Genomic DNA, 14,037 nt, shown 5'->3' on the forward strand with positions numbered 1-14,037 from the left:
TCCATAAGAGAGGTGTTTGACATGTTTCAACGATATGAAGGCACGGCATGGGAGCAGCGTTTTTTGCCTCGCCTGACAAGCAAGCAAGTGCGGGAGCTGCCCAAGGAGAAGGCGTTGGTCATTCTGCCAGTAGGAGCAGTGGAGCAGCATGGACCTCACCTTCCAATATACACAGATACGCTAATTGGGGAAGTGACATTGACGCAGACACTGGAACGCGTAAGCGGGGACAGTGAAGTATGGCTGCTCCCGCCAGTCTCCTATGGAAAGAGCAATGAGCATACGGGTCTTCCCGGCACGATCTCCCTGTCAGCGAACACGCTAAAGGGCGTTATAATGGACATTGCCGACAGCCTGCACGCCAGCGGTTTCCGTAAACTGCTGCTATTCAATACGCATGGCGGAAATATCGATCTGCTCAATCTGGTATCGCGTGAAATCCGCATTCGCACAGGGATGATGGTCTTTTACTTGAGCCCGGGCAGCTTGGATGTAGCGGAGGATCTGATGACAGCGAAGGAGCTGGAGTATGGCATTCATGGCGGTGATTATGAGACATCTATCGTCATGTCCGTAAAACCGGATTGGGTTCAAACCGAGTTTCTAGTTAAAGAGTTTCCTGATATGTCCAAATACCGCTTTCTTACGCTGGAGGGGAAAATCCGCTTTGGCTGGAAGATGGCCGATATATCCGTGAGTGGCATTACCGGTGATGCCACCGTTGCAACGCCTGAGAAAGGCTGGATTATTCAAGAGAGAATTGCAGAGCTGCTTTCCGAGGCGCTGAATGAGCTTTGTCAGTTTGAAATAACGGATGTTCTGGGTGGCAGGCCGCCACAGCGGGCTAATGGAGATCAATCATGAAGCTTGTTAGTCTGAACGATAGCGGGGAAGAGCAAGCAGCTATTGAGCATGAGGGAAGCCTTTATTTAATAAAATCCATCAATGAATTAGAAGGAAGCGCGTGGTGCTCCTCCATAGCAGATATTTTACAGCAGGGCCAGTTGGAGAAGCTCAATCATTGGTATCAGGAGAGCGGGCAACTAAGGCTGCAGTCGATTCCTTTTCTGGAAACGAAACAAGTTCATCCTGCTCCAATCCTCCGCCAGCCTCGTAAAATATGGGGAATCGGCATGAATTACGTTCAGAAAGCGATCGATTTAGCTTCGACACCTCCAGCGTTCGAACCGGTCTGTTTCATGAAACCCGACACCAGTCTAATTGGACCGGAAGAAATGATTCGGATACCTGCTTCTCCGGCAGCGGATGTCACAGCCGAAGCAGAACTAGGCATTATTATCGGCCGAACTTGCAAAAATATACCGGAAGAGCAAGCGGAGAGCGTCGTTGCCGGGTTTGCGGCCACTCTGGATATGACTCGTCAGGACATTCATGCGCGAAATCCTAGATTCCTGCAGCGTTCTAAAGTATTTGATACGTTCTTCAGTCTCGGGTCACAATTGATAACGGCTGATGAAATAACTGACTTGCAGAGCTTAACTGTGGAAACGATACGAAACGGCGAGGTGATTCACAGCAACACGGTAGCCCATATGATGTATCATCCTTGGTTCATCGTCTCGTATTTCTCACAAATGATGACCCTCTATCCGGGCGATGTCATTATGACAGGCACACCGGGCTCCGTTCGGATTCAGCATGGAGATACTGCCGAATGCAGAATTAGCGGTTTCGCAGCGCTGTGCAATCCGGTAGCGAATGAGGATTAATCGTATTAAACATACAAAATCCACTCAAAGCGAGGTAGATTATATATGGTAAACATTCCGGGACTGGTAGCTGGCAACTTTGAGGATTGTCCTGTTCATAAAATATCGGCAACGGATACGAATAAATTTCTGCTGCTGTGCGACAGGAAGCAAGTACCGTTCACTTCCTTTGTCGAAATATTCGAAGTAGGAGGCAGGACACCATCTAATGAGCATGTGGAAGCTTATGAATATTTCTATGTATTGAAAGGGGAAGGGCTTGCTAAAGTAGGCAGCGAATATGAAATGCCGATTCGCCAAGGCTCGTTCATTATTATTCCTCCTGGCAATCATCATGACATCATTAATACGGGCAGCTCGCGCCTGTATTGCCTGACGACGATGATACCGGATGAGAAATTCTCGGATATGATTAAAGCAGGACCTGTAGCTGAACTGGATGACGAGGATTTAGCTGTGCTCAAGGCGATGATTCCCTCGAAACAATAGTGGCGTAAGCAGCAGATAAGAACATCATACCTGGTTGAAGTCACGCATTGCGTGGCTTTTTTTATTTTAAGCGGGCATGTCGGTTATGATTGGTTGATCTCCAAACACCTGTTATAATATATAGTGATGTTTATTTTTGCGGGTTTACCGTTATCGTACATATTTACAAAATAAATGGATGATTCATTACGCGGAGTCGTAACGACAACTCCAAGATCAGATAGGAGATCATAGGCACATGGCTAAAGCAAAAGTTCCAAAACGACCAACACGAGACGAATTTGTATTAGAGGAAATAGGGAATCAGCTTTCAGAGGCCTATCAAGAAAAATCGGTTATTTTGCTGTCCGTATGGGGCAGAGAAGAGCCCGTTCAAGGACATATTTCGAAAATGGATTCCAGAACAGGCAAGGTTCATGTGGAAACAGCTGAAGGAACCGATAAAGTACCATTCATGGATATTATGAGCGTTAATTATCCGAGATATTAAGGGCAAAGGTGAAATAAGAAATTATTCGAATAGGGCTCTTCCGGCGTTCGCCGGAAGAGCTTTTATTTATGTTGTTGAACTCGCATATGGTCAGAAGTTGATGTGCTAGTGTGAATATTGAAGAACATGGGAAAAGCCCTTCATCAATTGAAGGGCTTTTCGAAAATAATTTCAAAATATGAGGAAAATCCAGTTCCTTTAGTAACTGGGGCAAATATTTGGACAATCTCCATCCATCCTTTGCATGGTTAGCGATAATGTCTTGGTAATCCTCTTTTGGTTTATTGTTCCAATTACTAAGGTCATATAGTGATAGTTTCAAAAAAACGCAACCCTAGAGAGTAGGCGAGACAATAACGGCTTCAACTTAGATATCTGAGAATGAGATGGCAGATATCTAAACTGCGTATTATGCAAGATAGCAGCATGCGTTATATGATGACTTCACGGCAAACGCCGCTGGATGAATAACCGCTATCGTTTCGAAATGAAGCGGATATCGTTCTAAATAAAAATAAACTATCTGCGGATAGTAAATAAGGAGACTGAACAAAATGACTTTTCAGCATAAAGTGGCAGTAATTACAGGTGGAAGCAGCGGTATTGGAAAAGCGGCAGCTATAGACTGGGTGAAACGGGGAGGAAATGTCGTCATCAATGGCCGTCGTGAAGAAGCGTTGGAAGAGGCAGCAAAAGATATTGATCCGTCAGGTGAACATGTCGCTTATGTTGCTGGTGACATCTCAAATCCTAAAATCGCTGAAAGCTTGATCCAAGAGGCGCTGGCACGGTTTGGCCATATCGATACACTGGTGAACAATGCGGGCGTATTCATCTCTAAACCATTCACAGATTACACAATTGAAGAATTTGAGTCGGTGCTTTCCATTAATGTTGCTGGATTTTTCCACATTACTCAGTTGGCCATAACCGAGATGCTTAAGTCGGGTTCCGGCCATGTTGTCAATATTACGGCAAGCGGAGTAGCAGAACAACCCATCAAAGCAGTTCCGGCCGTATTAGCTGCATTGACCAAAGGCGGTTTGGCAGCGGCAACGAAATCGTTGGCGATTGAATATGCAGACAAAGGCATCCGAGTGAACGCTGTAGCACCGGGTATTATCAAAACACCAATGCATGGGGTTGAAACGCATGACTTCTTGGGCAAATTACATCCGGTAGGCCGAATGGGCGAGGTTCAGGATGTTGTTAATGCCATTAATTATCTGGAGTCCGCTCCGTTCGTGACGGGAGACATCCTTCATGTTGATGGAGGCCAAAGCGCAGGCCAGTGGTAAGAAGGACAAGTCATTAAAACTATTTAATGATATTAAATACTTGCAGCCAGAAAGGGCGGGAGACGTTCATGCTTTATGAATTGCGGACTTACTATGTGATTCCCGGTCGTATGCAAGCCATGTTAAATCGCTTTCGGGATAATACGATAACGATATTCGCCAAGCATGGAATGAAGGTAACGAATTTCTGGGTAGATGCTGACGAATCGAACAATCGGTTGTATTATGTGCTTGAGCATGCGGATAAGGCTGCGCGCGAACGTAATTTCGAGGCTTTTCTTGAAGATCCAGAATGGCTGGAGCTTAGGCGCAGAACTGAACAAGAAGGTCCTATGTATGAGAAGATCGATATTGCCTTTATGAAAGTTGCGCCATTCTTCAAAACGGAGTAGAGAAAAACAGTACGTTGTAATCCCCTTTTCATAAAGGGGATTTTTTTATTTAGGTGCTAAAACGATCCTATGATAGCTCAGCTGAATTCGGCTCTTATTCCCGATAAGAAAGCGGACATAGCGGGCGTAATTAAGGCGTCTTTGCGCCTGATGAACACCGTTTTGACGATGGCATCCTTGCCGGCTATCTCATGACATTGAATACGTCCTTGCTGCTCGGACTCGGCTACGATAGAGCGCGGCAGCAAAGAAATGCCAAGGCCGGCTCCGACACAGCCAAGAATGGTTTCCAGCGAACCAAACTCCATTACCTTAACGGGCAAGATGCCTTCTTCCTGAAGCAGTTGATTTAATCTCGTCCGATAGGAGCAGCCGTCAAAGAAAACAAGAAACGTACGAAGCTTCACATCTGAAATGGAATGTATTCGTGGATGAGAGACAGAGGTGACCAGGACCAGCTCTTCATCAACGACGTCTTCTGATACCAAATCCGGATGCTCTACGGGACCAGCAACAAAAGCACCATTTAATTCATAATGAAGAACGGCATTCATATGTTTATCGGAAGGACCGGTTATTAATGAGAAATCTACTGCCGGATAATCGGTGTGATACTTCGTAAGAAGGTTAGGGAGACGAACGGCTGCAGTGGTTTCTACAGAGCCGATCAAAAGCGGTCCTGCCGGTACGGAGGAATTACCGACGGCTGATCTTGCTTCTTGAATAACATGCAAAATTTGCTCAGCAGGATATGTCCTGTTGGCGTAAGCGTAATTCCCCGATTGTGCCTGTAAAACAATTGCGTCTGTAAATCAGCCTCCAGCTGTTGAATCTTATGTGTCACGTTGGATTGGGCAAAGGTTAGTTTTTGAGCCGCTTTCGATATGCTGCCCTCTTGAGCAGTCGTATAAAACACTTTCAGTAACTGAATATCCATGGAAGCCTCCAGCATGCTTAGAATTAGATATCTGGATTCAAGATATCTTACGTCTGTATTCCGCATTATACATGATAGCAGGTTGCGCAGTCATCTGAATTGTTTTGCTGGGAAGTAATATTTTCAGCAAGAAGCAGGGTTTTGATACCAGAAAGTCAAACATGTAGAGTGAATAATTTCAACATTTTACCAGAAAAATTCGGGAGTTAAAGAGATAACCATTCATAAATGAAAAGGGGGTCAGCTATGCGATTGTTTCAACCTTTGATTTATTTGGTAATAAGTTGTTTGATGAGTTTTTGTTTCCTTATCGGCTGCACGGCAAATTTAGTCACGGAGGATGGCGGACCCGCCTCGTTGGTTAAATCCTATCGTACAGTCTCTGAACTTGCTCAAGATGCGGACGAAATCGTAGAGATCAAGGTGAATGTCCAAAAAACTATCCTGTATCAGGAGGTTCCCTTTACGGTCTCCACGGTATCGGTCTTGAATTCGTTCAAAGGCGATCACGAAAAAGGCGATACCATTCGTATTATTGAAACCGGAGGAGAATATACGCCGCTTGATAAGCAAGGAAATGCTCTGCCTAAAACGACAATGAATTTCAATGGCATATCGGTGCTTCAACCGAATAATCATGAGGTTATCTTTTTGAGTACATTTGAAGGTCCTCAGATTTCCGGGGAAGTTTATGTCCCGCTAGGCGTGTATCAAGGACGGTTCAAAGTGGATGCATCGGGAGATTTGATCCAGCAGGCACCGGATGAAGAAAAGGTGAATGATGCTGCAAACATGAATGTCGAGAGGCTTTCCGATACGCTTCATAAGCTTCTGAGACAATGAGGGAAAAGCAATAAATTTGTAATTATAGAACAGAGGCCATACAATAAATGTAGAAACGTAATAAATTGAAACTATTGAAAAGGAATGATATAGGTCATGAAAATAACTTTCAAGCGGGTAGAGACTGAAGCAGAAGTAACCGCCGTGGCACAATTGGCATCAGAAATTTGGCTTGATTATTATATACGTCTTATATCTCGTGAGCAGATTGAATATATGCTGGAAAATTTTCAATCCGTTCATGCCATTAGCGATCAGCTTCAAGAAGAGGGCTACGAGTACTATCTGATGCAGTTGAATGGCCAAAACGTGGGCTATATTGGCGTCAAGCCAGAAGAAGACAAGCTGTTCCTCAGTAAATTTTATATTCTCAAAGAATACCGTGGCAAAGGCTATGCCAGTGTAGGTATGGCGTTCCTATTGCAGGTATGTAACGCACACAAATTAAGTGCAATATGGCTGACCGTTAATCGGAATAATGATGCTGCGATTGCGGTATATGAGAAGAAGGGCTTCAAAAAAGTTCAAACTCAAGTGGCCGATATCGGAAACGGGTACGTGATGGACGATTACATTATGGAAAAAGAAATCGCGTTAGCCTATTAATCGTTATATATTTTGAAGCCGCATATTTTTGCGGCTTTTTTTAGAATTAGGAACCTAATCGCCTAGAATGAATGTGCCGGGAACATTTTCCACTTATTGTCGTCTGTATATATGAACATAACTGATGTGCTTTTTTTCAATCGTACATAAAGGAGTGATTCATATTAGATGGAAAATGCTTTGTATGGGGATCTGTTCAATCTTAGTAACAATCTTTTATATTCCTCAATTAAAAGAAACAATTGGAATTGAAATCATGCAGTTCTTAGGATCAGAGGTTGGTTCTGAAAGTAAAGCAGTTAATATATGGTATCCCATTTCACTCTTGTTTGGTGTCATTGCCGTGGCATTGAGTTTTTTGCGAATTAGCGAGAGAATTCTATCTATTTATTTACTTAGTATTTTGTTAATTGCAGTCGTTCAGTTCCTTCCATTTAGTTTATGGATGTTGGTAATCATCCTGAACATGTCATATCTCCCAGGAGTATTCATGTTCTTATTACATAGTACAATGTTGGTTTTATCAACGGTTTTTTGCCTCCAGCTATTAAAGCAAGGAAAAAAGATACAAATTGACGAATAGGGGGCATTATTTTGCCAAAATTAATCGGAGCAGCGGCAGTCATCTTGGATGATGAAGGAAGAGTATTATTAGTAAAGCACAGCTATGGCAAAAACAATTGGGATCTGCCAGGCGGAAAAGCCGAGGACGATGAGTCTGCGGAAGAAACGGCAAGCAGAGAGACGCTTGAAGAAGTCGGGCTGGAGGTTCGAATGGGAACATTAACGGGTATATACTACGATCCGGACTATGACATGCATCATTTTGTGTTTATTGCATATAACGATGCGCATCGAGTACCTCAGCCGAGCTCGCCTGAGATTTTGGAATGCAGATTTTGCTCTATCGATGAACTGCCTAGACCCATTAGTGATTTTACATATAAACGAATTAAAGATGCCTTAAATCCGGAAAGGGGACAATTGTTCCATACAGTTGGCCCAAGACAGTGGATTGAATAGTACGATAACGCAGCGGAAAGTGAGGCAACATCAGATGGAGTATGTGAAATTTGGAAATACGGGCATGGACGTCTCCCGCATTTGTCTGGGTTGTATGGGCTTTGGTGACGCGCAGCTGGGCCATCATCAATGGGTGCTTAATGAAGAGCAATCCCGTGTCGTCATCAAAAAAGCTTTAGAGCTGGGCATTAATTTTTTTGACACTGCAAACGTGTATGCAGGAGGGACAAGCGAGGAGTTTGTTGGCCGGACTCTGAAAGAATACGCCAATCGCGATGAAATTGTTTTGGCGACGAAAGTTCATTTCCGCATGCATGAAGGTCCTAATGGTGCAGGGCTTTCTCGAAAGGCGATTATGAGTGAAATGGATAAAAGTTTGAAGCGATTGGGAACTGATTATGTGGATCTTTACCAAATTCACCGATGGGATCATGCTACGCCAATAGAAGAGACGATGGAGGCTTTGCATGATGTGGTGAAGGCAGGTAAAGCCAGATACATCGGGGCATCTGCTATGTATGCATGGCAGTTTTCGAAGGCGCTGCATATAGCAGAGAAAAACGGCTGGACCCGGTTTGTATCGATGCAGAATCATTATAACCTCATTTATCGTGAAGAAGAGAGAGAAATGCTCCCGCTTTGTCATGCTGAAAAAATAGCGGTGATTCCGTATAGTCCCCTTGCAGGGGGAAGGTTGACGAGAGATCCGCAGGAGACAACACATCGTTCTGAAACCGACCAGGTTCAGAAGTCCAAATACGATGCGACGGCAGATACGGATCGATTAATTGTGGATCAGGTTGCGGCAATTGCTGAAAAGCAAGGCGTTTCCCGAGCACAAATCGCGCTAGCTTGGCTGTTGCACAAGGCCCCTGTGACCGCTCCTATAGTTGGGGCTACAAAAATCTCGCATCTGGAAGATGCGGTGGCTGCTCTTTCGATCAAGCTCACGTCTGAAGAAATTGCTTCCTTGGAAGAGCCTTATATCCCTCACCGGATTGTCGGCCATTAGAAATGAATGAATGATTGATAACAGATCACGTAGAAGCCGCATATGTGCGGCTTTTTTGTTTTGTATGCTGCGTTAGGTCAAGTTTTTTTTAAAACATTCTTTCCATATAACTCAGATCAAAAAGGCGATATAGTGGGATCAAATTCTTGTAATTTCGGAGGGCAAAATGTACGAAAACGTAAAGTTGGAATTGCACGCCATGTTAACCGATCTCGTTGAAAATGGCCTTTATACGGGACTTGCCGTTGGCATAGTGAAGGACAATGAAATTCTCTTTACCGGTGAATTTGGAACAGCTAATCTATCAACTGGTGCCCCTGTTGTCCGCAGCACGTTGTTTCACCAAGCCTCTGTCTCCAAAACGTTCGTTGCCACGGGCATTATGCAATTGGTTGAGAATGGAGTAGTGGAGTTGGATCTGCCTGTCTTAAAATATCTGCCGTACTTTAAAATGGAGGATGAGCGGTATCGTCATATTACAATCCGGCAGCTTTTGAACCATACATCCGGCATGCCGGACGAGGAAGATTATGCTTGGGATCGGCCGGAATACGACGAGCAAAGTCTGGAAAGATACGTGAAGAGTATTCGACGTCATAGTCTTCTAAGCGAACCCGGTCATAAGTCTGCTTACAGCAATATAGGCTATGAGATTTTGGGAGATGTGATAGCCAAGGTTAGCGGAATGAGCTTTGAACAGTATATGAAAAACAATATTTTGGAGCCGGCAGGAATGAAATCCAGCTCTTTTTTGAAACAGGCGATTGAAGCGAACCTAGCCGCACCTCATGTACGTAAGGACGATGAGTCTGAAGCTTGCGTCAGTGAAGTATTTCCTTACAACAGGGCGCATGCGCCGAGTTCAACGTTATACACGAATGTTGAAGACATGTGTCACTATATGCGGATGCATCTGAACCAAGGAGCGGAAAATGGCGCCTACAATGCTTTGAAATCAAGCAGCTATGCGGAAATGTGGAAACCTCAAGCATCTATTGGAGAGGAAGAAGGGAGCGGTCATATCGGTTTATGCTGGTTCTTAGGCGAGCATAAAGGCATTCGAACCATCTCGCATTCCGGCTGGGATACCGGTTTTCTCAGTGATTTGGTTATTCTTCCTGATCTAAAAATCGCAATTTCTGTCATGACAAATAGCGATTATAAGGACCTCAGCAGTGTAACCTATCCATTGCTTGATCTGCTGCTTGATCATTGACAAAATGCTAGTAAAGCCGCCACGGCTCGTGGCGGCTTTATTGTTGCAATCAATATGAAATGATAATTTTACATATCGAAAATGTAGCGTTTATATAAAGCCCAAACTCCTTTTATATACTTAGTTAGCTAGTATTATGAAGCGAATCAAAGGGATTAGGGTGATTGATAGAATGTTAAAACAACGTGATTTGCAAGAATGCCAGTCGCTATATCATTTAATGATTGATCCTGCAGTTTTTCCTTACGTTCGTAATAAATCCCAATCCTATGAGGAATATTTATTCACGACCGAGCGGCTGATTGTTGAAGAAGAGCAGGGGACTAGTATCTCTAGAACGATACTGAATGAGACCGGCCATCCTATTGGCACTATTGATTTATATGATATTGGGAATAAGACAGGTTTTCTCGCAACTTGGGTTGGAATTCCTTATTTCGGAAAAGGCTACAACCAGCGAGCGAAAGAAACCTTCTTTTCGGAGCTGTTTCTTAAACATAATATCGAAACGGTCTTTTTGAAAATTCGAGAGCAAAATATTCGTTCGAAAAAAGCGGTACAAAAATTGCCTTATGTCAAATTGGCAAATGATATTAATCCGCCCCTATACCATTTAATCAATTATACGCAGCAGCATTATGACTTGTATCAAGTCGATCGGTTGGATTTTTTAGATACCAGAAATGTTGTACAGGCTTACTAATCTTATATACTGAAAATTTTAAAACGCAGCTATAACCGGCTGCGTTTTTTTGGTTGTCGATTCGGACATGAAGATAAGATCAATCTTAGGTATACTTAGTAATACTGACTGGAATGAGCAGGCACACAACTAAAGGAGATTCGTGCGTAAATGAAACGTGATCGTATAAATTTTCCGCCGGGTTTTTGGACAGGCATCCAACAAATAGGGATTTCCCCGTGCGACGTGGCTGGAAAAGCGCAGCTTCCGCTCACGATTATTACGGAACCAGCGACAGTTACTTCCGCCCAATATTTTAGAATCTGGGAAGCTTATTCCGAATTGGTTGGCGACATTGCTATCGGAATTATTAAGCTTGTCACTATTTTTGAAACGACACATTATCCGCCAACCGTCTTGGCGACTTATCACGCCCGTAACTATCGAGATGCTCTTAAACGAATGGCCAGATATAAACAAATGTGTCCTCCGGAAAGCATGCGTATAACGGAAGAGGGAGAGCAATGTACGATAGAGCTGGAATGGATGGATAGCGAGCAGCCTGAACATCCCGTGTTGGTTGGCACTACACTAGCCTTTCTTTTGGAGCTTGGACGCCGGGGCACGGGGCAATGTTTGACCGCACAGTCTGTGGAATTTGCTCACATGTTGAGCGATGAGCAGGTGAAAACTCTGGAAGCTTACTTTGGATGCCCTATACGTACGGGTGCCGCCGGTAATCGGTTAACGCTGCATCGAAGAGATTTGGAGCGCCCCTTTACTACCTATAACAAAGAGCTGCTGGAAATTCTTACTCCCATACTGGACCGGACATTGGATGAACAGACCAGTCGTTCTATTCCTGAGATGGTGAAATGGATTTTGAAGCGCAGCTTAAGCGGAGGGCATCTTGATATCCGGGCTGTGGCGAGTGAGCTGGGCATGAGTGATCGTACGCTGCAGCGCCGTCTTACAGATGAGGGGACGACTTTCAAGCAGCTGCTGACACAAGCTCGGCATGAACAGGCACGTGAATATTTGGCAGATCCCAAGCTCGATATAAAAGAAGTGGCGTTCTTAATTGGCTATGAAGATCAGAACTCGTTCTACCGCGCTTTCCGCCTGTGGGAAGACGATACGCCATCTAATTGGCGTTCCGAATATTTTAGGGTAAACCCAACGTCTTGATCTGGTCCGCTTCTATTAACACACCAACTTTCAATTTGGCGGGTTAGACAAGAATATTGGCGTGGTACGCTAGTTACCGAACAATCCAGAGCGAGTAATATTATCCCTATCCGGAGCACAGGAATGACAACAAAGGAGACGCGATTATGGATATGGGATTAAAGAACAAAACAGCATTAGTAACGGGATCGACGAAGGGTATAGGGAAAGCAATTGCATTTGAGCTTGCCAGAGAAGGCGTTAACGTCCTCGTTAATGGACGAAATCATGAAGAGGCGGAACAAACGGTACAAGCTTTGAAGTCGGAGTTCCCGAATACTTCTCCTCAGAACGCTGCTGCGGATATTATAGATCGACAGCAAAGAGAGGCATTGTTTGAGAAGTATCCCCATGTCGATATTCTCATTAACAATATGGGGATTTATGAAATTATGGCATATGAGGATGTTGACGATGAGGTGTGGGAAACATACTTCAGAACGAATGTCCTCGCGGCGAATGGATTATCCAAGTATTATTTGTCTAAAATGCTGAAAAATAGTGATGGACGAATCATCTTTATTGCCAGCGAGGAAGCCATGATGCCATCAGGGCAAATGCCTCAGTATGCCATGACGAAATCCATGTTATTATCTCTGTCAAAAAGCTTATCTAAGCTCACCAAAGGAACAGAAGTGACATCCAATACCATCTTGCCAGGACCAACGCTTTCTGAAAATGTACAGCAAATCATTGAAAGTTTATATCCTGCTGATATGACCTTTGCGGAAAAAGAGAAACAATTTATGGCTGCAAACTTGCCGCAATCTGAAATCCAGCGGTTTATTGAGCCTATTGAGATAGGCAGGCTAGCTGCATTTATATGCAGTCCTTACGCATCCGCATTTAAAGGTTCACCGATTCGAATGGATGGGGGAATGGTGCCGACCATTTATTAGAACAGCCTATAATCTGTAGAAAGCCGCATGCGTGCGGCTTTTTTCGTTGTTAGAGAGGTCACTGCGTTACAGTATAACCAAAATGGCTGTTGACAAACTACCAACTAGTAGGTAATATGTGAATAGGTTTTGGCGGTGATCTTCACTGACAGGGAACATTGGTCATTTAAGCGTAAAGCATTACACAACCAGACTACCTATTAGTAGGTTAAACAAGGAGGGATGCCTATTCCAGTGAGCTTACGACAATATAATCTGAGTCCATATATATGTAACGCCAATGCCATTCATTTGAATAGTGAACTAATTGTTGAAGCGTAATAAACCAAACATGATATGAGGAGATGAAGGATATGAAATTTGAGAATAAAACAGTGATCGTTACAGGCGGAGGAACAGGAATTGGTAAAACAACGGCACAGAGATTTTTTGAAGAAGGGGCAAATGTAGTCATTAACGGTCGCCGGCAAGATGTACTGCAGCAAACAGCGCTCGAAATTGACCCGTCAGGAAAGAGAGTTCTGGCCGTGTCAGGAGACATCAGTAAACCAGAAACATCCGCCAAGCTGGTCCATGCGGCCGTTGAAGCGTTTGGCGGCATTGATGTACTTGTAAACAATACGGGTAAGTTCAATCCTACGCCTTTCCTTGACCATACCGAAGAGGATCTGCAATCTTATCTGGATACGATTGTGAAAGGGACGTTCTATCCATCACAAGCCGTTGTTCCTGAATTGAGAAAAAGAGGGGGCGGTGCCATAGTGAACACCGGTTCGATGTGGGCGATTCAGGCCGTGGAAGCAACACCATCATCCGCTTACTCTGCTGCAATGGCAGGCCGGCATGCACTGACTCGAAATTTGGCGGTTGAATTAGCTGGCGACCAGATTCGAGTAAATGCCGTAGCACCTGCTGTGGTGGAAACTCCGATCTACAACACCTTTATGACAGAAGAAGAAGTAGCTAACGTGCTGCCTAGCTTCCATGCCTTCCATCCGATTGGCCGGAATGGAACCACTCACGATGTTGCGGAAGCCATATTGTTCCTTGCGAGTGACTCGGCATCGTGGATAACAGGCGTCATCATGCCGCTTGATGGCGGGGTCACAGCTCGTCTGAGATAAAAGAGAAATAACCATAAATTCAAGGATCGATATTAAGAGCAGCATAACGCTGTTCTTTTTTGTTGTATA

General features: G+C 44.1%; 16 protein-coding genes and 1 pseudogene. 15 read left to right on the forward strand and 2 right to left on the reverse strand.

The features are described from left to right. Positions 1 to 21 precede the first annotated feature (21 nt). The 4 genes from IEX98_RS12535 (at position 22) to IEX98_RS12550 (ending at position 2,709) form a co-directional block, all read left to right on the forward strand. Positions 22 to 864, forward strand: a complete 843-nt coding sequence (locus IEX98_RS12535) for a creatininase family protein (protein WP_188889531.1) — start codon at positions 22 to 24, stop codon at positions 862 to 864. Beyond that, positions 861 to 1,730: a fumarylacetoacetate hydrolase family protein gene (locus IEX98_RS12540; RefSeq protein ID WP_188889532.1), complete on the forward strand. Its 870-nt coding sequence runs from the start codon at positions 861 to 863 to the stop codon at positions 1,728 to 1,730. Before IEX98_RS12535 ends, IEX98_RS12540 begins: the two co-directional genes overlap by 4 nt. Positions 1,731 to 1,775: 45 nt before the next feature. Then, positions 1,776 to 2,219 (forward strand): cupin domain-containing protein, encoded by a 444-nt coding sequence (locus tag IEX98_RS12545; RefSeq protein WP_188889533.1) that lies wholly within the window; start codon positions 1,776 to 1,778, stop codon positions 2,217 to 2,219. A 238-nt stretch (positions 2,220 to 2,457) separates the two neighbouring features. Continuing rightward, entirely contained in the window at positions 2,458 to 2,709 is a 252-nt protein-coding gene (locus IEX98_RS12550) for a YolD-like family protein (RefSeq protein ID WP_188889534.1), read from the forward strand. Here IEX98_RS12550 and IEX98_RS29535 read toward each other — a convergent pair. After that, a complete protein-coding gene (locus IEX98_RS29535; protein WP_374705341.1) occupies positions 2,690 to 3,031 on the reverse strand; it encodes a DUF4177 domain-containing protein in 342 nt (113 codons plus the stop codon). The genes IEX98_RS12550 and IEX98_RS29535 overlap by 20 nt on opposite strands. A 232-nt stretch (positions 3,032 to 3,263) precedes the next feature. On the opposite strand from IEX98_RS29535, the gene IEX98_RS12560 reads away from it, so the two are divergent. After that, positions 3,264 to 4,007, forward strand: coding sequence for an SDR family NAD(P)-dependent oxidoreductase (locus IEX98_RS12560; protein ID WP_188889535.1), 744 nt, complete (start codon positions 3,264 to 3,266; stop codon positions 4,005 to 4,007). A gap of 68 nt (positions 4,008 to 4,075) precedes the next feature. Next, entirely contained in the window at positions 4,076 to 4,399 is a 324-nt protein-coding gene (locus IEX98_RS12565) for an NIPSNAP family protein (RefSeq protein ID WP_188889536.1), read from the forward strand. Positions 4,400 to 4,476: 77 nt separating this feature from the next. Here IEX98_RS12565 and IEX98_RS12570 read toward each other — a convergent pair. Continuing rightward, a pseudogene (locus IEX98_RS12570) lies at positions 4,477 to 5,336 on the reverse strand (LysR family transcriptional regulator). 246 nt (positions 5,337 to 5,582) lie between these two features. Between IEX98_RS12570 and IEX98_RS12575 the strand changes: the two are divergent. From IEX98_RS12575 to IEX98_RS12615, 9 genes are all read left to right on the forward strand, one after another. Further along, entirely contained in the window at positions 5,583 to 6,179 is a 597-nt protein-coding gene (locus IEX98_RS12575) for a hypothetical protein (RefSeq protein ID WP_188889537.1), read from the forward strand. Positions 6,180 to 6,275: 96 nt separating this feature from the next. After that, positions 6,276 to 6,785: a GNAT family N-acetyltransferase gene (locus IEX98_RS12580; protein WP_188889538.1), complete on the forward strand. Its 510-nt coding sequence runs from the start codon at positions 6,276 to 6,278 to the stop codon at positions 6,783 to 6,785. Positions 6,786 to 7,379: 594 nt separating this feature from the next. After that, positions 7,380 to 7,808, forward strand: coding sequence for an NUDIX hydrolase (locus IEX98_RS12585; protein WP_188889539.1), 429 nt, complete (start codon positions 7,380 to 7,382; stop codon positions 7,806 to 7,808). 34 nt (positions 7,809 to 7,842) lie between these two features. Next, the gene (locus IEX98_RS12590; RefSeq protein ID WP_188889540.1) at positions 7,843 to 8,820 is read left to right on the forward strand and encodes an aldo/keto reductase; all 978 of its coding nucleotides are present in this window, start codon (positions 7,843 to 7,845) and stop codon (positions 8,818 to 8,820) included. A gap of 166 nt (positions 8,821 to 8,986) precedes the next feature. Continuing rightward, complete coding sequence (locus tag IEX98_RS12595; RefSeq protein ID WP_188889541.1) at positions 8,987 to 10,036, forward strand: serine hydrolase domain-containing protein; 1,050 nt, start codon at positions 8,987 to 8,989, stop codon at positions 10,034 to 10,036. Positions 10,037 to 10,208: 172 nt separating this feature from the next. Next, the gene (locus IEX98_RS12600; protein WP_188889542.1) at positions 10,209 to 10,739 is read left to right on the forward strand and encodes a GNAT family N-acetyltransferase; all 531 of its coding nucleotides are present in this window, start codon (positions 10,209 to 10,211) and stop codon (positions 10,737 to 10,739) included. 150 nt (positions 10,740 to 10,889) lie between these two features. Further along, positions 10,890 to 11,906, forward strand: coding sequence for an AraC family transcriptional regulator (locus IEX98_RS12605; RefSeq protein WP_188889543.1), 1,017 nt, complete (start codon positions 10,890 to 10,892; stop codon positions 11,904 to 11,906). Positions 11,907 to 12,052: 146 nt separating this feature from the next. After that, the gene (locus IEX98_RS12610; RefSeq protein WP_188889544.1) at positions 12,053 to 12,844 is read left to right on the forward strand and encodes an SDR family NAD(P)-dependent oxidoreductase; all 792 of its coding nucleotides are present in this window, start codon (positions 12,053 to 12,055) and stop codon (positions 12,842 to 12,844) included. 353 nt (positions 12,845 to 13,197) lie between these two features. Next, the gene (locus tag IEX98_RS12615; RefSeq protein WP_188889545.1) at positions 13,198 to 13,968 is read left to right on the forward strand and encodes an SDR family NAD(P)-dependent oxidoreductase; all 771 of its coding nucleotides are present in this window, start codon (positions 13,198 to 13,200) and stop codon (positions 13,966 to 13,968) included. Positions 13,969 to 14,037 lie beyond the last annotated feature (69 nt).

The sequence above is a fragment of the Paenibacillus radicis (ex Gao et al. 2016) genome, assembly GCF_014641555.1.
In the GTDB taxonomy this organism is placed as follows: Bacteria; Bacillota; Bacilli; order Paenibacillales; family Paenibacillaceae; genus Pristimantibacillus; species Pristimantibacillus radicis.